Source organism: Parageobacillus galactosidasius (assembly GCF_002217735.1).
GTDB lineage: Bacteria > Bacillota > Bacilli > Bacillales > Anoxybacillaceae > Parageobacillus_B > Parageobacillus_B toebii.
On the sequence record NZ_NDYL01000001.1, the window covers coordinates 23,033 to 47,862 of the forward strand.

The 24,830-nt window shown below is 41.7% G+C and carries 22 protein-coding genes and 2 tRNA genes; all 24 read left to right on the forward strand.

Going from position 1 to position 24,830, the window contains the following annotated elements; all coding sequences use genetic code 11:
• The 24 genes from glmU to hslO all read left to right on the forward strand — a co-directional run bounded on the left by glmU (position 1) and on the right by hslO (position 24,767).
• Positions 1-1,380 carry a bifunctional UDP-N-acetylglucosamine diphosphorylase/glucosamine-1-phosphate N-acetyltransferase GlmU gene (glmU, locus tag B9L23_RS00130; protein ID WP_012748823.1) on the forward strand — a complete coding sequence of 460 codons (1,380 nt, stop codon included), beginning with the start codon at positions 1-3 and terminating at the stop codon, positions 1,378-1,380.
• 13 nt (positions 1,381-1,393) lie between these two features.
• Positions 1,394-2,341 (forward strand): ribose-phosphate diphosphokinase, encoded by a 948-nt coding sequence (locus B9L23_RS00135; RefSeq protein WP_012748824.1) that lies wholly within the window; start codon positions 1,394-1,396, stop codon positions 2,339-2,341.
• Positions 2,342-2,434: 93 nt separating this feature from the next.
• A complete protein-coding gene (locus tag B9L23_RS00140; RefSeq protein WP_081189193.1) occupies positions 2,435-3,067 on the forward strand; it encodes a 50S ribosomal protein L25/general stress protein Ctc in 633 nt (210 codons plus the stop codon).
• Positions 3,068-3,132: 65 nt separating this feature from the next.
• Positions 3,133-3,693, forward strand: a complete 561-nt coding sequence (gene pth / locus B9L23_RS00145) for an aminoacyl-tRNA hydrolase (RefSeq protein ID WP_012748826.1) — start codon at positions 3,133-3,135, stop codon at positions 3,691-3,693.
• Positions 3,694-3,757: 64 nt separating this feature from the next.
• The gene (fin, locus tag B9L23_RS00150) at positions 3,758-3,988 is read left to right on the forward strand and encodes an anti-sigma-F factor Fin (RefSeq protein ID WP_012748827.1); all 231 of its coding nucleotides are present in this window, start codon (positions 3,758-3,760) and stop codon (positions 3,986-3,988) included.
• A 192-nt stretch (positions 3,989-4,180) separates the two neighbouring features.
• Complete coding sequence (gene mfd, locus B9L23_RS00155) at positions 4,181-7,714, forward strand: transcription-repair coupling factor (protein WP_081189192.1); 3,534 nt, start codon at positions 4,181-4,183, stop codon at positions 7,712-7,714.
• A gap of 187 nt (positions 7,715-7,901) precedes the next feature.
• Positions 7,902-8,438: a stage V sporulation protein T gene (gene spoVT / locus B9L23_RS00160; protein WP_012748829.1), complete on the forward strand. Its 537-nt coding sequence runs from the start codon at positions 7,902-7,904 to the stop codon at positions 8,436-8,438.
• A 162-nt stretch (positions 8,439-8,600) separates the two neighbouring features.
• Complete coding sequence (locus B9L23_RS00165) at positions 8,601-10,193, forward strand: putative polysaccharide biosynthesis protein (RefSeq protein WP_062756176.1); 1,593 nt, start codon at positions 8,601-8,603, stop codon at positions 10,191-10,193.
• The gene (yabN, locus tag B9L23_RS00170; protein ID WP_012748831.1) at positions 10,190-11,653 is read left to right on the forward strand and encodes a bifunctional methyltransferase/pyrophosphohydrolase YabN; all 1,464 of its coding nucleotides are present in this window, start codon (positions 10,190-10,192) and stop codon (positions 11,651-11,653) included. The genes B9L23_RS00165 and yabN overlap by 4 nt, the downstream gene beginning before the upstream one ends.
• 15 nt (positions 11,654-11,668) lie before the next feature.
• Positions 11,669-11,941 (forward strand): RNA-binding S4 domain-containing protein, encoded by a 273-nt coding sequence (locus B9L23_RS00175; RefSeq protein WP_081189191.1) that lies wholly within the window; start codon positions 11,669-11,671, stop codon positions 11,939-11,941.
• Between the two features lie 128 nt (positions 11,942-12,069).
• Entirely contained in the window at positions 12,070-12,375 is a 306-nt protein-coding gene (yabP, locus tag B9L23_RS00180) for a sporulation protein YabP (RefSeq protein WP_003247459.1), read from the forward strand.
• Positions 12,372-12,980 (forward strand): spore cortex biosynthesis protein YabQ, encoded by a 609-nt coding sequence (gene yabQ, locus B9L23_RS00185; protein WP_012748833.1) that lies wholly within the window; start codon positions 12,372-12,374, stop codon positions 12,978-12,980. Before yabP ends, yabQ begins: the two co-directional genes overlap by 4 nt.
• 19 nt (positions 12,981-12,999) lie before the next feature.
• Entirely contained in the window at positions 13,000-13,371 is a 372-nt protein-coding gene (locus B9L23_RS00190) for an FtsB family cell division protein (RefSeq protein WP_081189190.1), read from the forward strand.
• 119 nt (positions 13,372-13,490) lie between these two features.
• Positions 13,491-13,889: a S1 domain-containing RNA-binding protein gene (locus B9L23_RS00195; RefSeq protein ID WP_012748835.1), complete on the forward strand. Its 399-nt coding sequence runs from the start codon at positions 13,491-13,493 to the stop codon at positions 13,887-13,889.
• 233 nt (positions 13,890-14,122) lie between these two features.
• Positions 14,123-14,199 (forward strand) — tRNA-Met (locus B9L23_RS00200).
• A gap of 5 nt (positions 14,200-14,204) precedes the next feature.
• A tRNA-Glu gene (locus B9L23_RS00205) sits at positions 14,205-14,276 on the forward strand.
• Positions 14,277-14,685: 409 nt separating this feature from the next.
• Positions 14,686-17,166, forward strand: a complete 2,481-nt coding sequence (gene spoIIE, locus B9L23_RS00210) for a stage II sporulation protein E (RefSeq protein WP_081189189.1) — start codon at positions 14,686-14,688, stop codon at positions 17,164-17,166.
• A 63-nt stretch (positions 17,167-17,229) separates the two neighbouring features.
• Positions 17,230-17,964, forward strand: a complete 735-nt coding sequence (locus B9L23_RS00215; RefSeq protein WP_012748837.1) for a VWA domain-containing protein — start codon at positions 17,230-17,232, stop codon at positions 17,962-17,964.
• Positions 17,933-18,910 carry a protein kinase domain-containing protein gene (locus B9L23_RS00220; RefSeq protein WP_081189188.1) on the forward strand — a complete coding sequence of 326 codons (978 nt, stop codon included), beginning with the start codon at positions 17,933-17,935 and terminating at the stop codon, positions 18,908-18,910. The genes B9L23_RS00215 and B9L23_RS00220 overlap by 32 nt, the downstream gene beginning before the upstream one ends.
• Before the next feature lie 122 nt (positions 18,911-19,032).
• Positions 19,033-20,421, forward strand: a complete 1,389-nt coding sequence (gene tilS / locus B9L23_RS00225) for a tRNA lysidine(34) synthetase TilS (RefSeq protein WP_012748839.1) — start codon at positions 19,033-19,035, stop codon at positions 20,419-20,421.
• Positions 20,422-20,442: 21 nt separating this feature from the next.
• Complete coding sequence (gene hpt / locus B9L23_RS00230; protein ID WP_081189187.1) at positions 20,443-20,988, forward strand: hypoxanthine phosphoribosyltransferase; 546 nt, start codon at positions 20,443-20,445, stop codon at positions 20,986-20,988.
• Between the two features lie 94 nt (positions 20,989-21,082).
• Positions 21,083-22,990, forward strand: a complete 1,908-nt coding sequence (gene ftsH / locus B9L23_RS00235) for an ATP-dependent zinc metalloprotease FtsH (RefSeq protein WP_062677404.1) — start codon at positions 21,083-21,085, stop codon at positions 22,988-22,990.
• A 98-nt stretch (positions 22,991-23,088) separates the two neighbouring features.
• The gene (locus B9L23_RS00240; protein WP_012748842.1) at positions 23,089-23,865 is read left to right on the forward strand and encodes a type III pantothenate kinase; all 777 of its coding nucleotides are present in this window, start codon (positions 23,089-23,091) and stop codon (positions 23,863-23,865) included.
• Between the two features lie 14 nt (positions 23,866-23,879).
• Positions 23,880-24,767 (forward strand): Hsp33 family molecular chaperone HslO, encoded by an 888-nt coding sequence (gene hslO / locus B9L23_RS00245; protein WP_012748843.1) that lies wholly within the window; start codon positions 23,880-23,882, stop codon positions 24,765-24,767.
• Positions 24,768-24,830 lie beyond the last annotated feature (63 nt).

Sequence of the window (24,830 nt, forward strand, 5' to 3'; positions counted from 1 at the left end):
ATGGTAAAACGATATGCGGTCATATTGGCGGCTGGACAGGGGACAAGGATGAAGTCGAAGCAATATAAAGTATTGCACCCTGTTTGCGGCAAGCCAATGGTCCAGCATGTGGTGGACCAAGTTTTACAGCTGGGAATAGAAAAGCTTATTACGGTTGTTGGATTTGGAGCAGAACAAGTAAAGGCGCAGCTTGGCGACCAAAGCGAATATGCCTTTCAGCAAGAGCAATTAGGAACGGCGCACGCGGTTATGCAGGCAGCCCCTTATTTACAGGAAAAAGATGGAGTAACGCTCGTTGTATGCGGAGATACACCATTAATTACTGCTGAAACGATGCAAGCTTTGCTTGATCATCATCTTGCGACCAATGCAAAAGCAACGATTTTGACAGCAGTTGCAGATAACCCTGCCGGATATGGCCGCATTGTTCGCGATGCTCATGGAAATGTTGAGAAAATTGTCGAACATAAAGATGCAAGCGAACAAGAACGTGCCATCAAGGAAATTAACACAGGGACATATTGTTTCGATAACAAGTCTTTGTTTGAAGCGCTTACACATGTATCAAACAATAACGCACAAGGCGAATATTATTTAACTGATGTCATTGAAATTTTAAAATCAAATGGCAGTATCATTTCCGCGTACAAAGCCCCATCTTTTGAAGAAACGATCGGGGTAAACGACCGTGTTGCCCTCGCTGAAGCAGAAAAAATTATGCGCGAGCGGATTTGTCGCAAACATATGATGAACGGGGTAACAATTATTGATCCTGCTCATACGTATATATCGGCTGAGGTGCGAATCGGCCGTGACACTGTGATTTATCCGGGTACGGTCATTGAAGGAAAAACGGTAATCGGTGAAGATTGTACGATTGGACCAAACTCGGAAATTAAAGATTGTTGGATTGGAAACGGCACAACGATTCGTCATTCCGTTGCCCATGACAGCGAAATTGGGAACGATGTCACGATTGGACCGTTTGCCCATATTCGTCCATCGTCGAAAATCGATGATGAGGTCCGCATCGGAAATTTTGTCGAAGTGAAAAAATCAACATTTGGAAAAGGAAGCAAAGCGTCGCATTTAAGCTATATCGGCGATGCGGAAGTCGGCGTCAACGTTAATCTTGGCTGTGGATCGATTACGGTAAACTATGATGGGAAAAATAAACATATAACGAAAATTGAAGATGGGGCGTTTATTGGCTGTAATGCCAATTTAATTGCTCCTGTGACGGTTGGAAAAGGGGCTTATGTTGCCGCCGGTTCTACGATTACGGATGATGTTCCAGAAAACGCGTTATCGATTGCCCGCGCGCGGCAGGTAAATAAAGAGAATTATGTGGATCGTCTTTCGATCAAGAAAAATTCTTAATGGAGGTTTATCAATGTCTGAGTGTCACCACAAACTAAAACTGTTTGCGTTAAATTCTAACATGAAATTGGCGGAAGAAATTGCGGAAGTTATGGGAATTGAATTGGGCAAATGCTCTGTCTCCCGTTTTAGCGATGGGGAAATCCAAATTAACATTGAAGAAAGCATCCGCGGCGATGATGTTTTCGTTGTTCAATCGACAAGCGTCCCGGTCAATGAGCATTTAATGGAATTATTAATCATGATTGATGCGTTAAAACGCGCTTCCGCAAAAACGATTAATATTGTGATGCCGTATTACGGGTATGCCCGTCAAGACCGAAAAGCACGCTCCCGCGAGCCGATTACAGCAAAATTAGTGGCAAATCTTTTAGAAACAGCAGGAGCTTCCCGCGTCATTACACTTGATTTGCACGCGCCGCAAATTCAAGGATTTTTCGATATTCCGATTGATCATTTAATGGGAGTTCCGATTTTAGCTGAATATTTTAAAAATAAAAATCTTGATGATGTTGTTGTCGTTTCTCCAGACCATGGAGGAGTAACGCGGACACGAAAACTTGCTGACCGTTTAAAAGCGCCGATCGCCATCATTGATAAGCGCCGGCCAAAGCCAAATGTGGCGGAAGTCATGAATATCGTTGGACAAGTTGAAGGGAAAACTGCTATTTTAATTGATGATATCATTGATACGGCCGGAACGATTACATTAGCTGCCAACGCACTGATCGAAAACGGAGCGAAAGAAGTGTACGCATGCTGTACGCATCCGGTTCTGTCCGGTCCGGCAATTGAGCGCATTCAAAATTCAAAAATTAAAGAACTTGTTGTAACGAATACAATTGCGTTGCCAGAAGAGAAGAAAATTGATAAAATTGTAGAGCTGTCAGTTGCACCGCTTATTGCGGAGGCAATTACACGCGTATATGAAATGAAATCTGTCAGTGTGTTATTTGATTAATGGAAAAGCATGTTTAGACCTTCTTGTTTTAGGATAAAGTATCAATTAGGTTCTAATTGATTCTAAAATTCTAATTCAGGAAGGTGAGGAAACATGGCTGTAGTACTAGAAGCAAAAGAACGCCCAGATAAAAAACATTCCACACTTCGACGCATTCGTTTACAAGGAAATATTCCTGGAATATTATATGGGAAAAATATTGACAATAAAATGATTTTTGTTAGTGGCGCAGCACTTGAAAAAACGATCCGCGAAGGTGGACGCCATAGCTTAATGACGCTGAAAATAGGCGAAAAAGATTATTCCGTCCTGTTGCGCGAGATCCAAAGAGATCCGCTGCGCGGCAATATTCTTCACGCTGATTTTCAAGCAGTAGACATGTCGACAGAAGTAGATATTGATGTTGATGTGCGCTTAATCGGCGAAGCTGCCGGAGAAAAAGACGGCGGCGTATTGCAACAAAATCTGCATCAATTAACGATCCGCGTATTGCCGGCGAATATTCCACCGTCGATTGATATTGACATTTCGCACCTTCAAATAGGCGATACGGTTACGGTGGGAGATATTAACACGGGCGGAAAATACGAAATTATCGATGATCCTTCTGAAGTGATTGCGACGATCTTGCCGCCACAACAGGAGGAAGAAATTCATAGCGGTGAACAGCAAGAACCTGGTCACCCTGATGCAGAAGAGGGAAGAGAAACGACTCCAGAGTCATAAATTCGGACGTAACCGTTTTCGGTTACGTCTTTTGTAGTATCTTCGCAAAGAAAGGAGACCGAGTATTGAAGCTATTTGTCGGGCTTGGAAATCCAGGAAAGGAATATGAACAAACGAGGCATAACGCTGGATTTATGGTAATTGATGAGCTTGCCAAGCGCTGGAATATTTCCTTTCAAACAACAAAATTTCATGGAATGATGGCCTCCACCGTCATTTTCGGAGAAAAAGTGGCATTATGTAAGCCGCTGACATATATGAATTTATCAGGGGAATGTGTTCGGCCGTTAATGGATTACTATCATATTGATGTCGATGATGTCATTGTCATATACGACGACCTTGACCTTCCCCCTGGGAAAATTCGCCTTCGCATGAAAGGAAGCTCCGGTGGACATAACGGCATTAAATCATTAATTCATCACCTAGGCACGCAAGAATTTAAACGAGTTCGCATCGGGATTGGGCGCCCGGCAAATGGGCAAAAGATAACCGATTATGTGTTGGGCCGCTTTACTAAAGAAGAAAGCGACGCGGTAATGGAGGCGATTTTACGCGCGGCGGATGCGTGTGAAAAAGCAGTGGTGACGCCATTTCTGCAAGTGATGAATGAATTTAACGCATGAATATTTTCCTCCTAATTGGTGCAAAATGAAGATATGGAATACGCCCATTAGGAGGTTTGTTGCAATGGCATTACATTATTATTGCCGGCATTGCGGAACAAAAATAGGGACGATTGATAGAGTCTCCATATATAGCGAACAATTAGGATTTCACCATTTGACAGAGGAAGAACGATTGGAGATGATTTCGTATCAACCGAATGGTGATATTCACGTAAAAACGATTTGTGAGGATTGTCAAGAGGCGCTGACGAGAAATCCGGAACTACATCAATATGAGAAATTTATACATTAGCAAGCTTTGGGCAACCAAAGCATTTTTGTATTTTTTTATCTTTCCTACACTAGAAAAACTTTGTCTATTTACGATCACTTTATTGAAAATGTCCGCATTTGCGCGCAAAATAGACGGATATAATAGATATAATAGCGGGAAATAAAAAAAACGGTTTACGTTTTTATTTTGTTGAGAGGAGGGAGAATAGGGGTGCTTTCGTTGCATCGCTATTTTGTTGAGAATCAAGATGTCCGTTCCATTATCGAAGGCGTGAAAGCTAGGTTGAAAGAACAGCTTGTTGTCGGGTTATCCGGCTCTGCCCGGTCTGTTTTCATTTCGTCGTTATATAGAGAAACAGAGAGGCCGCTCTTAGTGATTGCACATAATTTGTTTCAAGCACAAAAAATATATGATGACCTTGTTCAACTGCTTGGGGCGGAAGAGGTATTTCTTTATCCAGTAAACGAAGTAATTGCCGCAGAAATGGCGATAGCCAGTCCAGAATTAAAGGCTCAGCGCTTAGAAGTGATGAATTATTGGCTGAAACATAACAAAGGTGTTGTCATTTGTCCTGTTGCCGGATTACGACGTCTACTTCCTCCTGTGTCATTATGGAGAGATCATATGTTGACATTGGAGGTTCATCATCATATAGATGTTGAACATTATAAGCAACGGTTCGTACAAATGGGATACAAGCGTGTTGCAACTGTGTCAACCCCTGGGGAGTTTAGCGTTCGCGGCGGTATTATTGATATTTATCCATTAACGGCAGAATTTCCATATCGGATTGAGCTATTTGATACAGAAATCGAATCGATTCGTACGTTTACCGCGGATGATCAGCGTTCCCGCGATGAAGTCCAACAAGTAACCATTGGACCTGCTGATGAAATGATTGTTTACGGGGAGATGCTGGAGCGGGGAATCGAACGAATTGAAGCAGGATTAGCGGAAAGCCTCAACAAATTAAAAGATGAGAAAGCCAAACAATTATTGCTAGAACATGTGTCGTCAGAGATTGAGCAGTTAAAACAAGGGCAGGAAATTGAACAACAATATAAATATACGGCGCTCTTTTATAACGAGCCTGCTAGTTTGCTAGATTACATGCCGGAAAATGGAATATTGTTGATGGATGAAATGAGCAGATTACAAGAGATGGCAGAAAGTTTAGATAAAGAAGAAGCAGAATGGTATACAAGCTTACTTAGCGAGGGAAAAATCATCCATGATGTTCCAATTTCTCACTCTTTTTCTGAATTATTACAAAAACATCCAAAACAGCGGATTTATTTATCCATTTTTCTACGTCATGTCCCGCATACACATCCAGAAAACATTGTCAATATTTCCTGCAAGCAAATGCAAAACTTCCACGGACAAATGTCTTTGCTTAAGTCTGAGCTAGAGAGATGGAAAAAAGCAAATTATGCTGTTGTATTTTTAGCACCGAATGCGGAACGGATGAAAAAACTGCAATCGGTGTTTGAAGATTACGAAATCGATGTCGCCCCGCTAAGCGATGAAGCAATGCTGATGCACGGCAAATATCAAATGCTCGAGGGAGATTTAAATACAGGATTTGAGCTGCCGATGCAAAAGCTGGCTGTGATTACAGAAGAAGAATTGTTTAAAAAGCGGGCGAAAAGACCAATTCGCCGCCAAAAATTGTCGAATGCGGAGCGGATTAAAAGTTATTCGGAGCTGCAAGTGGGCGATTACGTGGTTCATGTCAACCACGGTATCGGTAAATATTTGGGAATCGAAACATTAGAGATTAACGGTGTCCATAAAGATTATATCCATATTCAATATCAGGGCAGCGATACGTTATATGTGCCTGTGGATCAAATTGATCAAGTACAAAAATACGTTGGTTCAGAAGGAAAAGAGCCGAAAATTTATAAGTTAGGCGGATCTGAATGGAAAAAAGTCAAAAAGAAAGTCGAGTCGTCCGTCCAAGATATTGCTGAAGATTTAATTAAGTTATATGCGGAACGCGAAGCAAGCAAAGGATACGCGTTTTCCCCGGATACAGAAATGCAGCGGGAATTTGAAGCGGCGTTTCCGTATCAGGAGACAGAAGATCAGCTGCGTTCGATTGAGGAAATTAAACGCGACATGGAGAGCGACAAGCCGATGGACCGTCTTCTTTGCGGCGACGTTGGCTACGGAAAGACGGAAGTTGCGCTGCGGGCAGCGTTTAAAGCGATTATGGACGGAAAACAAGTCGCGTTTCTTGTACCGACGACGATTTTAGCACAGCAGCATTACGAAACAGTTCGGGAGCGGTTTCAAGGATTTCCGATTAACGTTGGACTTTTAAATCGATTCCGGACGAGAAAACAGCAGGCGGAAACGATCAAAGGGCTGAAAGACGGAACGATTGATATGGTCATCGGCACGCACCGCCTATTATCGAAAGATGTGCAGTTTAAAGATTTAGGGCTTCTCATTATTGACGAAGAGCAGCGGTTTGGCGTCACGCATAAGGAAAAAATCAAGCAGCTAAAGGCAAATATCGATGTGTTGACATTAACGGCAACACCAATTCCAAGGACGTTGCATATGTCCATGATCGGAGTGCGTGACCTGTCCATTATTGAAACGCCGCCAGAAAATCGTTTTCCGGTGCAAACGTATGTGATGGAATATACCCCTGAACTTATACGAGAGGCTATTGAGCGAGAGCTGGCAAGAGATGGCCAAGTCTTTTTCTTATACAATCGTATTGAAGATATTGATGCCAAAGCGGAAGAAATTTCACAGCTCGTACCGGAAGCGCGTGTTACTTATGCGCACGGGCGAATGACAGAAAATGAGTTGGAGTCCACGATGTTGGCGTTTTTAGAAGGCCAGTATGACGTGCTTGTCACAACGACGATTATTGAGACAGGTGTTGACATTCCAAATGTGAACACATTAATTGTCTATGATGCAGATCGCATGGGATTATCGCAATTGTATCAGCTGCGCGGTCGCGTCGGACGTTCTAATCGCGTTGCTTATGCGTATTTTACGTATCGGAAAGATAAAGTGCTCAATGAGGATGCTGAGAAACGTTTACAAGCAATCAAAGAATTTACCGAGCTTGGCTCAGGGTTTAAAATTGCGATGCGTGACTTATCGATTCGCGGCGCTGGGAATATATTAGGCGCGGAACAACATGGATTCATTGATTCTGTCGGCTTTGATTTATATTCACAAATGTTAAAAGAAGCAATCGAAAAACGAAAAGGAATCAAACAGGAAGAAGCAAAACCTGAAGTAACGATTGATTTAGAAGTCGACGCTTATATTCCAGATACGTATATTTCTGACGGGTTACAAAAAATTGATATGTACAAGCGTTTTAAAGCGGTGGAAACGATGGAAGACGTGGAAGCATTGCGGGATGAAATGCTTGACCGCTTTGGTGAGTATCCGGATGAAGTCGCTTATTTATTCCAAATTGCGGAAATTAAAGTATATGCGAAACAAATAGGAGTAGAATCGATTAAACAACAGAAACAGCAAATTGAAATTTTATTTGATGAGAACGCATCAAAAGATGTGGAAATTCAGCGTTTATCGAAAATCGGCGGGCAATACGGTCGCTTATTCGGTTTTGGAATGGAAGGTTCCAAATTAAAAATTGTTTTATACATTAAAGAATTGAAGCCACAAGAATGGTTAATGATTTTATATGAAACGTTAAAAGAGCTTTCGGGCGTAAAAGGTGAAAAATCGATTATTGCATAAGTTTATGCTTCTAAAAGATGGTCGATAATGAATGATGGGTAATTTTATCTAAAATTGAAAAAATCACTTTCATCACGTATATAACTGGGATTATGAAGGATACTAATCACAGCAATGGTGAATTCTCCATAACAAGGATTCATCCGTGTATTCTTCAAATCCTAGGTGAAAGTGAGGGCATCTGTAGATGAAAGCAACTGGTATTGTTCGCCGAATTGATGATTTAGGAAGGGTTGTCATTCCGAAAGAAATTCGAAGAACGTTGCGTATCCGAGAAGGGGACCCGCTTGAAATATTTGTTGACCGTGACGGAGAAGTTATTTTAAAAAAATATTCGCCAATTAGTGAATTAGGTGATTTTGCAAAAGAATATGCAGAGGCGTTGTTTGACAGTTTAGGACAGCCTGTGTTGATTTGCGACCGAGATGTTTTTATTGCAGTAGCGGGTGTTTCGAAAAAAGAATATTTGAACAAAAATGTCGGTCCATTAGTGGAAAAAGCGATGGAAGAACGAAATTCTGTCCTTCACACAGAAGAAGGAGAGACCGAACTCGTTGACGGAGTTTCTGAAATGTTAAAATCGTATACAATTGGACCGATTGTAGCAAACGGAGATCCGATTGGCGCCGTTGTCATTTTATCAAAAGATAAAGTGCTTGGTGAAGTAGAACATAAAGCAGTCGAAACAGCTGCTAGCTTCTTGGCTCGACAAATGGAGCAATAGTGGACAATAAAAAACATGAATAAAAAGGCAGCCTGCTATGCTGCCTTTTTCTTTTGCGTTATAATAGCAAACGTTATAAGTTTGACGTGTGGAATACTGCAATTACTAGAAACCATCGATAAGACTTGTGGGGAGAATCCAACATGCGGAAGGAGAAACGCGATGAGATCGCCGGAAGAGAGAATATGGAGGGGGGCGGCCGTCTTAACCATTGCCGCCTTTGTGACGAAGATATTGAGCGCTTTTTATCGCATTCCGTATCAAAATATTGTTGGTGATGTCGGTTTTTATATTTATCAACAAGTTTATCCGATTTACGGCATTGTCATGTCGTTAGCGTTATATGGCTATCCTATTGTCATTTCAAAGTTAGTGGCAGAGCGTGCAGCAGAACATGACGAAAAAGGTGTTATTTCTGTTTTGCAAGTTTCGCTTTTGTTTTTATGTTCGCTCGGCTTGCTTATTTTTTCTATTCTCTATATAGGAGCGAAACAAATCGCGATATGGATGGGAGATGGGGAACTCGCTCCGCTTGTTCGCCTCCTTTCTTTTTCGTTTTTACTATTTCCGTTTATCGCTTTGTTGCGCGGTTATTTTCAAGGTAATCACAATATGATTCCAACCGCTGTTTCTCAAGTTGGAGAACAGTTTGTACGTGTAACAACGATTATTTTCTTGTCGTATTGGTTTATCAAAAGCGGACGCAACGCATATGAAGCTGGAGCAGCCGCAATGTTTGGTGCATTCGCCGGGGGATTGACCGCACTTCTTTTATTGACAGCGTATTGGATGAGGAGAAAAAATAGAGGGAAAATACATATAGCAGTGAAAAGCGCGGATACAAAGCGCATTGTTTCTTATTTGTTCATCGAAGGGTTTATTATTTGTGTTACAAACATGTTATTAACGCTCATTCAACTGGTGGACTCTTTTTCCCTATTATCATTGCTTGTTGAACGTGGCAAGGAAAGTCTCGAACAAGCGAAAATATGGAAGGGAATTTACGATCGTGGGCAACCTTTGATCCAGCTTGGCACCGTGGTTGCGACTTCCTTTTCGCTGACGCTTGTTCCGCTCATTTCCGGAGCGAGAAAACGCAATGACGAACCATTTATTTATGAAAAGACGGATTTGTCATTACGCATCGCCACTGTCATCGGATTAGGAGCTGCATTAGGATTAATGTGTCTGATACGTCCTGTGAACGTGATGTTATTTGAAAATGATCTTGGTTCACTTCCGCTGGCAATTTTGGCTGCCTCGATTTTCTTTACGACATTAGCGCTTACGCTTTCGGCGTTATTGCAAGGAATGGGGTATGAATGGATTGCAGTAGCGGGAGTATGTGTAGCGGTAGCAGGAAAAACTGCATGCAATTGGCTATTAATACCTTTATTTGGAACAACCGGTGCAGCTGCTGCTACGACGTTGTCTTATGCCGCAATGGCATGCTTTTTATATGTCATGTTGCAACGAAAGTTACATATTCGCTTTCCAAAGAAAACGTATTTATATCCTGTTATGAAATCAGCGATAGCGATGGTCGTTGTTTTGCAGTTGTACACAATGCTTGCGGAAAGGTGGATCGACAGCCGCTTGTTCGCAACTGGTGAAGCGCTAGTCGGAGTGCTGCTTGGAGGCGCTACGTATATTATAATGGTCATAAAAGGAAATGTATTCTCACAACAAGAATTATCATTTTTCCCATTTGGAAACAAACTACGTTTATTATTAGAAACAGGTGATGGACGATGAATGCGATTTATATTTTCGGTTTAGGCGCTGGTGATATTGAGCAGCTGCCGTTAGGTGTATATCGAAAGTTAAAGACGGCTTCTCCGCTTTTTTTCCGCACAAAGGAACATCCGGTGGTCGCTGCGTTAGAGGACGAGGGAGTTTCGTTTACATCCTTTGACTCCATTTACGAAAAACATGAACAATTTGAAGACGTATATGAGGAAATAACAGCCATTTTATTGGAACAAGTAAAAGAACGTGATATATTTTATGCCGTTCCTGGCCATCCGCTTGTGGCAGAAAAGACCGTGCAGCTTTTATTAGAAGCGGAGCGGCGAAAGGAATGCCGCGTCGTCATCGAGGGAGGTCAAAGCTTTTTAGATGCTTTGTTTACAACGTTAAAAATTGATCCGATCGAAGGGTTTCAGCTCATTGACGCCACATCGTTTCAAGGAGATGAATGGCAATTAACAAAGCATACGATTTTTTGCCAAGTATATGATTCGTTTATTGCCTCTGAGGTGAAATTGACATTAATGGAGCAGCTTCCTGATGATTATCCTGTCTATATCGTAACAGCGGCGGGAAGCAAGGAAGAGAAAGTAACCAAAATTCCATTATACGAGCTGGACCGCTCTACGACATTGAACAATTTAACGAGCGTATATGTCCCGCCTGTTCGCGAGGAGAAATTGCTTTATCACCGTTTTGAAACGTTGCGGCGCGTCATTGCGACATTAAGAGGGCCGAACGGCTGCCCGTGGGATCGCAAGCAAACACATGAATCGCTCAAACGATATTTGCTTGAAGAAACATATGAACTGTTTGAAGCGATCGATGAAAATGATGATGAACATATGATTGAGGAACTTGGCGATGTGCTCTTGCAAGTCATGCTTCATGCGCAAATTGGTGAAGATGAAGGAATGTTTTCCATTGATGACGTCATTCGCGGGATTACAGAAAAAATGATTCGTCGCCATCCACATGTATTTGGTGACATTATCGTTGAAAATGCAGAACAGGTTGTAGAAAATTGGCAACGAATTAAAGAAAAAGAAAAGAAAGACCGCTCTAATTCCTTGCTTGATGACGTTCCGAAAAGCTTGCCAAATATTTTAAAAGCGTATGAATTCCAAAAAAAGGCGGCAAAAGTAGGATTCGATTGGGACGATGTCAAACCAATGTGGGAAAAAGTAGAAGAAGAAATTGCCGAATTTAAGCGAGAGACGTTGGCGGAACGAAATACCCGTTCTCGTCTCATTAGCGAATTTGGCGATATTTTATTTGCGCTTATCAATATTGCCCGTTATTACGACATCAACCCAGAGGAAGCGTTGCACTCAACAAACAAAAAATTTTATCAGCGCTTTTCCTATATAGAAGAGCAGGCGCAAAAGCACGGCGTAGCGCTTACGTCATTGTCGCTTGCAGAGTTAGACCGTTTTTGGGAAGAGGCAAAAGAAAAAGGATGGTAAAGGGGAGAGACGTATATGCGTTTAGATAAATTTTTAAAAGTTTCCCGTCTTATTAAACGCCGCACGTTAGCGAAAGAAGTAGCGGATCAAGGGCGTATTACGATTAACGGCGCCGTTGCAAAAGCAAGCTCTACAGTGAAAGTTGGCGATGAACTAACGATTCAATTTGGACAGAAGAAGCTAACGGTGAAAGTGACTGATTTGAAGGAAACGACAAAAAAAGAGGAAGCAGCTAGTTTGTATGAAGTGATTCGAGAAGAACAGCTCGATGCCACGACGAAAGAGTAATGGATAGCTTCAATTTATACGGATAGGCTTGTTCTAAAATTTCCCCTGCATTCATACATATGGTACAAACACGGATAGGAAATAGACTCTCATTTGACTCGATTTCAATATGAATGCGGGGGATGAACATGAGCCAACATTATGATTTTGGAGGCAATACGAATAAAGGTCCTGTCCAAGAGCATGACGTCATTATGCGGGGGAGAAGACTCCTTGATATTACGGGAGTCAAGCAAGTGGAAAGTTTTGATAATGAGGAATTTTTGCTTGAAACGGTGATGGGGTTTTTATCGATTCGCGGACAAAATTTGCAAATGAAAAACTTAGACGTGGATAAAGGGGTCGTTTCGATTAAAGGGAGAATTTTTGACCTTGTTTATTTAGATGACCATCAGGAGAAGGCTAAAGGATTCTTTAGCAAGTTGTTCAAATGAGTTTAACGACGCAGCTGGCGACAATGCTGGCGATGATCGGAATGGGCAGCTGGCTTGGCGCCGCGCTCGATACGTATAACCGCTTTTTAAAACGACAGGACCGCGCCCATTGGATCGTTTTTATTAATGATATTTTATTTTGGATTGTTCAAGGTTTGATTATTTTTTACGTTTTACTGCTCGTCAATGAAGGCGAGCTGCGCTTTTATATTTTTCTAGCGATTTTATGTGGGTATGCTGCTTATCAAAGTTTGTTTCGTATGATATATTTAAAAGTGCTTGAATGGACGATTTGGTTTGCGGTGCGGTTATACCGCTTTTTTGTTCAGTTGTGCTATTATTCCATCGTTCGCCCGATTCAATTGCTTTTTCAAATATTATTGGCACTTTCGTTTTTTGTATGGAAATTGTTTTCCTCTTTCCTTCATATTTTGTATCAATGTGTAAAGATATTATTTGCTCCGGTTCGCTGGATTGGCTTTATGATTTGGAGAGGAATTCCAAAACATTGGAAACAGCCGCTAGAAAAAATTTTCAGCTATTTAGCAGGAATTATTCGCCAAGTGAAGAATATGAAAGATAGTTTCATAAAACGGCGAAAGTAAGGGTGGAGGTGTGAAAACAGTGAGCGTACCGCATAAAACAAATGTAACAAAGTTACAATCTTCATACATATCAGCTCAGGAAGAAAAGAGGGAGAAAGCGTCGAGAAGACGACGAATCGCCGTCGTTCGTTTTACGTTTTTTAGCGTTGTATTAGTAGCGTTATCTTCGATATTTCTTTACACCCTCCACTCTCAATCAAAGGACATTGAAGCGAAATTAGCAGATAAAAAGCAGCTTGAGCAGCAGCTAGACAAGCTCGAGAAACAGCAAAAACACCTGAAAGAGGAAATTAAAAAATTGCATGATGATGAATATATCGCTGAGTTAGCAAGAAAAAAATATTATTTATCGAAGGATGGGGAGATTATTTTTGTCGTCCCCGAAAAATAATCTTTTGTCCTGTGATGTTCGATAAATTCAGGCACTCATCTTATTGACACTTGTTTTTTACATTCGTTATAATAAAGGAAATAATTTTGAAAGTTTTTTTAAGGAGGAGCACTTTTTTTATGTCAATTGAAGTAGGCAGCAAGTTACGAGGCAAAGTAACGGGGATTACGAAATTCGGAGCGTTTGTGGAGCTGCCAGAAGGTGTAACTGGACTAGTTCATATTAGTGAGGTAGCGGATAATTACGTAAAGGATATTAACGATCATCTTAAAGTTGGAGATATTGTTAATGTCAAGGTCATTAACGTAGAGAAAGATGGAAAAATTGGTTTATCCATTAAAAAAGCAAAAGATACGCAACCTTCGCAGCGTCCACGCTATAAGGCCAATGATCGAGCCGCAACAGAAAGCTTTGAACAAAAAATCAGCCGCTTTCTTAAAGAAAGTGAAGATCGTCTAGCATCTCTTAGACGCCATATGGAATCAAAGCGGGGAGGTCGTGGCGCGAGACGTGGGTAACTTGCTGCTGAATGTATAAGGATGATCATATCATAATAGTGAATAACAGCTAAAAAGCATCCACGGTGATGGATGCTTTTTCTTATTTTTTAGCGAGAAGGCAGATGTATTTTGCCGTTCGTGTATGTGGAATTTTTTATATTGTTTCACAACAAATTTTTCTAATATATTTCCTGTAGAAAAGCTATTGACAATCACATGTTTTATCATTATTATAAGAAATGTTGTTGCGTGGCGGCGTAGCTCAGCTGGCTAGAGCGTACGGTTCATACCCGTGAGGTCGGGGGTTCGATTCCCTCCGCCGCTACCATATGAGGCCCGTTGGTCAAGTGGTTAAGACACCGCCCTTTCACGGCGGTAACACGGGTTCGAATCCCGTACGGGTCACTAAAAAACGAGGGTGTTTCTCGAAAGAGAGGCGCCCTCGTTTTTTTATGTTTTTTGGGAATTTATCTTTTTTGCCGAGAAGGCCCCGCCTCTAAGCAGCGCATAGATAGGGGATGAATCGGCATTTTTTGTTTTTTAGTAATCTTAATAGTTGAAGAACGTTCTTCTTCTGTCATAAATGAACGGAGGGGATTCTTGGGACCTTTGAGCAACAACAGCCAAAGGAAACAAGAATCCCCCACTTCCACCGTCATTAGCCGGTAAGTAGGGGTAGTTCAATGTGAACTTATGGCATGTTAGCAAGAAATACGTCGAACGGTTTTTTTGGTTGCTTTTCTTTTTTTGACAAATTTTTGACTATTGGAAATGTATAATAGGAGCAACAGAAAAACAAAGGAGTGGGATCGGAGTGGAAAGAGTAGAAAGAAGGTTTATGAATCAAATTTCAGAAGTGCCTATTCATGAGACACAGGCTGTGTTGTCGCGGTGGGTGCGCCATGTGAAATTGCGAGTCGGACATTTATTTATTCATAAGGGGTTTCTTCTTCTTATTATCGGTTTTCTGCTTGGACGAGCTCTTATTCTATCCAAGCTAACTCCATTTGCTTTACCGTTTTTTGCCGCTGTTTATATGTTGCGCCGCGATAAAGCAGCACTAGCATTTATTGCATTGCTTGCAGGTTCACTTACTCTATCGTTTGAGGCAACGTTATTTGTATTTGTCGGAATATTCGGTTTCCTGGTTGTGAATGCATTTATAAGGAAGTTTTTTAGTGAGTCGTTAAAAATGGTGCCTTTTGTTGTATTTTGTCTATCATTTTCTACAAAATTAGCCATTTTCTATTATTTGTTGGGAAATAGGACGCTATATGAAGCAATGATGGCGTTTGTCGAAGCAGGGCTCGCATTTGTATTGACACTTATTTTTATTCAAAGCATCCCGTTGTTAATGATTCGCAAATATAAACAAGCGTTAAGAGCCGAAGAAATTATTTCGCTCATTATTTTAATTGCGTCGATGTTAACGGGGATGATCGGTTGGACGTTCTATGGACTTTCACTTGAACATGTAATGTCCCGCTATCTTGTGTTAATTTTTGCGTTTGTGGCAGGAGCGACGATTGGCTCTACAGTAGGAGTAGTAACAGGGCTTATTTTAAGTTTAGCGAACATCGGTAATTTATACGAAATGAGTTTGTTAGCGTTTGCTGGTCTTTTAGGAGGCTTATTAAAAGAAGGAAAGAAAGCCGGCGTGTCTTTCGGATTGCTCATCGCTACCTTGCTGATTGGCTTATATGGGAGCGGTAAGGCAGAAATTATTCCAACAGTGATGGAGTCGTTCTTGGCGATTATTCTATTTGCATTTACGTCTCGCTCATTGACGGAAAAAATCGCAAAACACATTCCTGGTACAGCAGAATATGCCAATGAACAGCAGCAGTATGTCCGCAAAATTCGCGATGTGACTGCACAGCGCGTTTCCCAATTTTCTCACGTATTTCAAGCGCTGGCCAATAGCTTTTCAACGAAGAGTCTAATTTCTTCTGATGAAGATTATAGCGAACGGGAAATTGATTACTTTTTAAGCGATATTACGGAAAAAACGTGCCAAACTTGCTTTAAAAAAGAACAATGTTGGTCATACAACTTTGATACAACATATGAATATATGAAGCAAATTATGCTAGAAGCAGATGCGGGAATTTTGGAACATAACCATAAACTATTGCGAGAATGGGACAACCATTGCGTAAAAGCAAGCAAAGTAGTCGACATGATTGAAAAAGACGTGACGTTTTATCAAGCGAATCGTAAACTGCGCAAACAAATGAATGAAAGCAGAAAGTTGGTTGCCGAACAGCTGTTGGGTGTCTCGCAAGTGATGGAAGATTTCGCTAAGGAAATTCAGCGGGAGCGTGAAAATCATTATTTGCAGGAGGAACAAATCTTTCACGCCTTGCAAGAATTCGGGATTGAAATCGGACACGTTGATATTTATAGCTTAGAAAAAGGAAATATCGATATTGAAATGAGCATTCCATATTGTGAAGGCCGCGGCGAATGTGAAAAATTAATTGCGCCGATGCTATCCGATATTTTAGGAGAAACGATTGTGGTAAAACGCGAAGAATGCGCCGCTTACCCGAACGGTTATTGCCGAGTAGCATTCGGCTCAACAAAAGCGTTCGTCGTAGAAACAGGCGTAGCGTTTGCGGCAAAAGGCGGCGGTCTTGTTTCCGGTGATAGCTATTCCATGATTGAACTCGGAACAGGAAAATATGCGATTGCGATCAGCGATGGAATGGGAAATGGAGAGCGTGCACATAACGAAAGCAATGAAACGTTGCGTCTTTTACAAGAAATTTTACAAACAGGAATTGATGAATCTATTGCCATTAAATCCGTTAATTCCATTTTATCATTACGGACGACAGAAGATATGTTTTCTACGTTAGATTTAGCCATTATTGATTTGCAAAACGCTGTCACGAAGTTTTTAAAAGTCGGTTCCACGCCAAGCTTTGTCAAACGCGGGGATAAAGTCATGAAAATTGAGGCAAGCAACTTGCCAATCGGAATTATTAAAGAAGCGGACTTTGAGATTGTCAGTGAACAATTAAAAGCGGGCGACTTGCTTATTATGATGAGCGATGGGGTATTTGAAGGGCCGCCGCACGTAGAAAATTACGATTTATGGATGAAGCGGAAAATTAAAGAATTGAAAACGAACGACCCGCAAGAAGTGGCAGACTTAATTATGGAAGAAGTGATCCGAAGCCGTTCTGGAAGAATTGAAGACGACATGACGGTAGTCGTTGCGAAAATCAAGCATAACACGCCAAAATGGGCGACGATTCCAGCTTATATGTATACAAAAAAAGCGCAATAATGGTATAAAATCCCCATCCTCCGGCGATGCTTGTAATACATTAGCTGAGGAGGGGAAGATCAGATGCGCAAAGGAACGTTGCGGCAGATTTTGCTTATTACAGATGGCTGTTCCAATCATGGCGAAGACCCGATTGCGATGGCTTCTTTAGCAAAAGAACAAGGGATTACGGTGAATGTGATCGGTGTTCTTGACCAAGATACGATTGATGAAAGTGGATTGCGTGAAATTGAAGGGATCGCTTTATCGGGAGGTGGAATCAGCCAAGTTGTCTATGCCAAACAGCTGTCTCAAACGGTGCAAATGGTAACGAGAAAGGCAATGACGCAAACGCTTCAAGGTGTCGTGAATAGAGAATTGAAGCAAATATTAGGATCGGACGTGTCGCTTGAAGATTTGCCTCCGGAAAAACGAGGAGAGGTGATGGAAGTCGTCGATGAACTTGGAGAAACAGTGGAATTAGAAGTTTTAATATTAATAGATACGAGCGGGAGTATGAAAACGAAATTGCCAACGGTGAAAGAGGCACTGCTTGATTTGTCCCTCAGCCTTAATGCACGTATCGGTGATAATCGTTTCGCTGTGTTTGTATTTCCGGGGAAACGAGGAAATGTAGAAAAAATTGTTGACTGGACGCCGAAAATAGAGGAGCTTTCCACTGTTTTTCCAAAATTAACATCGGGAGGATTGACACCGACAGGACCGGCCTTGCGCGAAGCATTAACATATTTTGAGAAAAAGCGGTCGTTAAGGGGTTTGATTCGTGATGATGAATCATACTTTGAAGAATCTATGTAATCTTCCGCTAGGGACGGTCGTGACAGGAAAGTGGCACCGCCATTCGTACAAGCTGGTAAAACCGCTTGGAAATGGAGCTAACGGGGTCGTTTATTTGGCGGAAAGCACGAAGGGGCTTGTTGCTTTAAAGTTAAGCGATAATAGCGCGGCGATCGCATCAGAGGTCAATGTATTACGTCGATTTTCCAAGGTCCAGGGAGTTGCCCTTGGACCTTCTTTACTAGATGTTGATGACTGGGTAAATCCTTTGATGAATAAAACGATTCCTTTTTATGTGATGGAATATATCAAAGGAGAAAATTTTTTTACGTTTATTCGCAAACGTGGAAAAGAGTGGGTAGTCGTTCTTTTGTTACAGCTTTTATCTGCCCTTGACCAGCTTCACCAAGAAGGATGGGTATTTGGCGATTTGAAGCCCGAAAACTTGTTAGTTGCAGGTCCGCCGCCGACGGTCCGTCTTCTTGATGTGGGAGGAACAACGTTGCAAGGAAGAGCTGTTAAAGAGTTTACCGAATTTTACGATCGCGGTTATTGGGGAGTGGGGTCACGAAAAGCAGAGCCTTCATATGATTTATTTGCTGTGGCAATGATCATGATCCAAGCTTGTTATCCAATCAAATTTGAGCGGAAAGGAGATGGACGCCGTCAGCTAATCTCCATCATTCAGGCAGATGATACGTTGCGGACATATCAGACGGTGTTGATGAAAGCGATTGATGGGAAATATAAAAGAGCTTCCGAAATGAAACAAGACTTTTTGACCGCTCTTCAGCGTTCTTATCATTCTCATTCCAACCAGCGTACTTTCCAGAGAACGATGCAAAAAACACGCCGAAATAAAAAAAGAAAAAGCAGCAAAACAAAGGGAGTGTTGGAAACAGCGTTGATCGTTGCCGTACTTTTATGCGCATACGCAATATATGTATACCATCAAGTACTTCCTTGACAAATTTTTATCGCTATGATGTTTATTTTTGATAAAATAATTGGGCGAGATTTTTGAGAAAATATTGTAATAATGGTACGATGAATTTTAGAATTACGTTATTATAAAGAGGGTTTTTCCGAATGATTGCGGAAGTGTACGAGTTTATAAAAAAACATGAGCTGCTCACTCCGAATTCGACGGTCATTGTTGGCGTATCGGGAGGACCGGATTCACTAGCGCTGTTGCATTTTTTTTGGTCGATTCGACAAGAATGGAATATCACGTTGATCGCCGCACATGTAGATCATATGTTTCGCGGTAAACAGTCAGAGGAAGATATGAATTTTGTGAAACATTTTTGCGCGGCGCGCGGTATTATATGTGAGGCGGTGCAAATGGATGTTCCGGCATTCCAGCGCGAGTCCAAATTAGGTGTTCAAGAGGCGGCGCGTCAATGCCGTTACCGTTTTTTCGGTGAACTGATGAAAAAATATAAAGCGCATTATTTAGCTTTAGGCCATCATGGCGATGACCAAGTTGAAACGATTTTAATGCGGCTTGTGCGCGGCAGTACTAGCAAAGGCTATGCCGGTATTCCGGCAAAGCGCCCATTTTACGGAGGATATATTATTCGCCCGTTTTTGGCGATCAGCCGTGCAGATATTGATGCGTATTGTCGACAACATCAAATTACGCCTCGTCATGATGCTAGTAATGATAAAGATGATTATACAAGAAATCGGTTTCGCCACCATGTTATTCCATTTTTAAAAAAAGAAAATCCGCGTCTTCATGAGCGGTTCCAATCGTATAGTGAAATGGTAATGGAAGATGAGTTATTTTTAGAGGAATTAGCGAAAGATGCGATGAATAAAGTAATGGAAAAACAACATGATACGGTTGCATTAAAAATTGAACCATTTCAGGCGATGCCAAAACCTTTACAAAGAAGAGGGATTCAACTAATATTGAACTATCTTTATAAAGACATCCCTTCTTCCCTTTCGTCTGTACATATCCATAATATATTTACGTTTTTAAACCGCGACCATCCTTCAGGAAGATTAGACTTTCCGCATGGCTTAAAAGTCATTCGTTCTTATGACCGTTGCTTGTTTACATTTCGAGAGGAAAAAGAAGATATAAGCTATGCATTCGAGCTGGATATTCCAGCTGTATTGCCCCTCCCAAACAATCATGTAATCATTAGTGAATTTTGGGAACACTATCCGAAAGAACAGAAGGGAAACGATGTATTTATTATTGATCCGGAAGCGGTTCGTCTTCCGTTACGAGTACGAACACGCCGCGCTGGTGACCGGATGACGTTGAAAGGGACAAAAGGGACAAAGAAGATTAAGGAAATTTTCATTGAAGCGAAAATTCCTTTATATGAAAGGGATCGCTGGCCAATTGTAGAAGACGCGCAAGGAAATATTTTATGGGTTCCGAAGTTAAAAAAATCAAATTTTGAAGCAACAAATGTTACAAAAGCAAGCTACATTGTATTACACTATAAAGAGCAATGAACATCTAGGAGGAAAAGAAAGATGGGGATGAAAGACGATATCCAAAAAATACTTATTACGGAGGAGCAAATTCAAGAAAAGGTAAAGGAGCTAGGCAAGCTGTTGACAGAAGAATATGAAGGGCGTTTTCCGTTAGCCGTCGGAGTACTAAAAGGGGCCATGCCGTTTATGGCAGATTTGTTAAAGCATATCGATACATATTTAGAAATGGATTTTATGGATGTGTCCAGTTATGGAAACGCGACGGTATCGTCCGGCGAAGTGAAAATTTTAAAGGATTTAAATACTTCTGTGGAAGGGCGTGACATTTTAATTATCGAGGATATTATTGATAGTGGTTTAACATTAAGTTATTTAGTCGACTTATTCCGTTATCGGAAAGCGAACTCGATTAAAATTGTTACCTTATTAGATAAACCTTCCGGACGCAAGGCGGATATTCAAGCAGATTATGCCGGTTTTATCATTCCTGACGAATTTGTTGTCGGCTATGGCTTAGACTATTGTGAGAAATACCGTAATCTTCCTTTTATCGGAGTGCTGAAACCGGAAGTGTACAATAAGTAGTTTGCTTTTTCAGCCGCTAGCGAATTGTTTGTATTTATACAATTTTCTATGATACTATTGAGTATAGTGTGTTTCATATGGGAGGAGGCAAGAGATGAATCGGATCTTCCGAAATACCATATTTTACTTATTGATTTTTCTCGTTGTGATCGGTGTAGTCAGCTTCTTTAACGGAAGCAATCAACGGACGGAACCGATGACATACGATGCCTTTATTACACATTTAGAAAATGGCGATGTTAAATCGTTTTCCATGAAACCGGAGCGCGGTGTGTATGAGATAAGGGGACAGCTCAAAACGTACAGTGAGGATCAATACTTTTCCACTTATGTCATGAACAGCGATACGGTGCTGAACCGTATTGACGCTGCAGCGAAAAGAACAAGAGTGGAAGTAATGCCTGCGGATGAAACGAGCGGATGGGTCACCTTTTTCACTTCAATCATCCCGTTTGTCATCATTTTTATCTTGTTTTTCTTCTTGTTGAACCAAGCGCAAGGCGGCGGCAGCCGGGTAATGAACTTTGGAAAAAGCCGGGCGCGCTTATATACGGACGACAAGAAAAAAGTTCGTTTCCGCGATGTTGCTGGTGCGGATGAAGAAAAACAAGAGCTTGTGGAAATTGTGGAATTTTTAAAAGATCCGCGGAAGTTTGTGGAGCTTGGCGCCCGTATTCCGAAAGGAGTTCTTCTTGTTGGGCCTCCGGGGACAGGGAAAACGTTGCTTGCGCGCGCGGTTGCAGGAGAAGCTGGCGTACCGTTTTTCTCCATCAGCGGTTCCGACTTCGTAGAAATGTTCGTTGGTGTCGGTGCGTCACGTGTGCGCGATTTGTTCGAAACCGCGAAAAAGAACGCGCCATGTATCATTTTTATTGACGAAATTGATGCGGTTGGCCGTCAACGCGGAGCAGGTCTTGGCGGCGGACATGATGAGCGTGAACAAACGCTCAACCAATTGCTTGTCGAGATGGATGGATTCAATGGAAACGAAGGAATTATTATCATCGCAGCGACAAACCGCCCGGATATTTTAGACCCAGCATTGTTACGTCCAGGTCGTTTTGACCGGCAAATTACGGTAGACCGTCCGGACGTAAAAGGGCGTGAAGCGGTATTGCGCGTACACGCTCGCAATAAGCCGCTTGATGAATCCGTTGATTTAAAAGCGATTGCAATGCGTACACCAGGCTTCTCTGGTGCTGATTTAGAAAACTTGTTGAACGAGGCGGCCCTTGTTGCGGCGCGACGGAATAAAAAGAAAATTGATATGAGCGACATCGATGAGGCGACAGACCGTGTCATCGCCGGACCGGCAAAGAAAAGCCGCGTCATCTCAGAAAAAGAGCGACGCATTGTTGCATACCATGAAGCGGGTCATACCGTCATTGGTATGGTGCTTGATAATGCGGAAATGGTGCATAAAGTGACGATCGTTCCACGTGGCCAAGCCGGTGGTTACGCGGTTATGCTTCCGAAAGAAGACCGCTATTTTATGACAAAGCAAGACTTGTTAGATAAAATTACCGGTTTATTAGGCGGGCGCGTTGCGGAAGAAATTGTGTTTAACGAAGTGAGCACAGGGGCGCATAATGACTTCCAACGTGCGACGAACATTGCTCGCCGCATGGTCACCGAGTTTGGAATGAGTGAGAAGCTTGGTCCATTGCAATTTGGGCAGCCGAGCGGGCAAGTGTTTTTAGGGCGTGACTTGCACAATGAGCAAAACTACAGCGATAAAATTGCATATGAAATTGATTTAGAAATTCAACGGATTATTAAAGAATGTTATGAGAAGGCGAAAAACATTTTAACACAACATCGTGATAAACTGGAGTTAATCGCTACTACATTGCTAGAAGTAGAAACGTTAGATGCAGAACAAATTAAACATTTATTTGAACATGGAACATTGCCAAACCGTGATGCAAATAATGGCAATGACAATAAAAATAATGAGGATAACAATGACGTCAAAATAAATATTCAAAAGAAAGATGAGTAAGATGTCTCTTTTTAAGGGACATCTTTTTTTTATCCGAGTAAAAACAAGATATGATATGATGTAGAAAGTAACAATTTATGAGAAGTGGTGATGAAACGATGATTTTTGTGTTAGACGTTGGCAATACCAATACGGTGTTAGGAGTATATGATGGCGATGAATTAAAGCATCATTGGCGCATCGAAACGAGCCGGGGCAAAACGGAAGATGAATACGCCATGACGATCAAGGCGTTATTGAACCATGTCGGGCTTCAGTTTTCCGACATTGATGGTATTATTATCTCTTCCGTGGTGCCGCCGATTATGTTTGCGCTTGAGCGAATGTGTTTAAAATACTTTCATATTAAGCCGATTATCGTCGGGCCAGGGATTAAAACAGGACTGAATATTAAATACGATAATCCGCGAGAAGTAGGGGCAGACCGAATTGTGAACGCGGTTGCCGGCATTCACTTGTATGGCAGCCCTCTCATTATTGTCGACTTTGGTACGGCGACGACGTATTGTTATATTAATGAACATAAACAATATATGGGGGGCGCTATTGCTCCAGGGATTATGATTTCCACGGAAGCGCTTTTCGCGCGAGCTGCGAAATTGCCTCGTATCGAAATTGCCCGTCCGGATGACATTATTGGGAAAAATACTGTTAGTGCGATGCAAGCTGGAATTTTATATGGATACGTGGGGCAAGTAGAGGGCATTGTTTCGCGGATGAAAGCAAAAAGCTCTGTTCCTCCAAAAGTGATTGCAACAGGAGGGTTAGCGTCCTTAATTGCCAGCGAATCTAGTGTGATTGATATTGTTGATCCGTTTTTGACGCTGACAGGATTAAAAATTTTATACGAGAAAAACGTTGATAAAAAACAATGAAAGGTTGAGTGTGTATGTCAGACTACTTAGTGAAAGCCTTAGCTTATGATGGACAAGTAAGAGCATATGCCGCACGAACAACAGATACCGTTAGCGAGGCACAGCGCCGCCATCAAACATGGCCGACTGCTTCCGCAGCGCTTGGCCGGGCTATTACGGCGGGGGTCATGATGGGAGCCATGTTAAAAGGAGACGATAAATTAACGATTAAAATTGATGGCGGCGGTCCAATCGGCACCATTTTGGTCGACAGCAACGCCAAGGGAGAGGTGCGTGGATACGTCACAAATCCACACGTTCACTTTGATTTAAACGAACATGGGAAATTAGACGTGGCAAAAGCAGTAGGTAAAAATGGCATGTTAACGGTTGTAAAAGACTTAGGATTGCGTGATTTCTTTACAGGACAAGTGCCGATTATTTCCGGGGAACTTGGTGAAGATTTCACGTACTATTTTGCTTCTTCGGAACAAGTTCCGTCTTCTGTCGGGGTTGGTGTACTTGTGAATCCAGACAACACGATATTGGCGGCAGGAGGCTTTATCATCCAGCTGATGCCGGGAACGGAAGAGAAGACGATTGAACAAATCGAACAGCGTTTACAAACGATTCCTCCAGTTTCGAAAATGGTTGAAAGCGGGCTAACACCGGAAGAAATTTTAGAGGAACTGCTTGGAAAGGGAAATGTCAAAGTACTTGAAACACTTCCTGTTTCGTTTGTATGTCGCTGTTCGCGGGAGAGAATTGCCGATGCGATTATTAGTTTAGGTCCACAAGAAATTCAAGACATTATGGAAAAAGAAGGGTATGCCGAAGCATCATGTCATTTTTGTAATGAAACGTATCATTTTACAAAAGAAGAGCTCGAACAATTAAAACAACTTGCAGAAGCAAAAAATTAAAATGATTGACAATTCCATCAATAACTGATACATTTTAAACAAATTCGATAAAATTAATCGGGA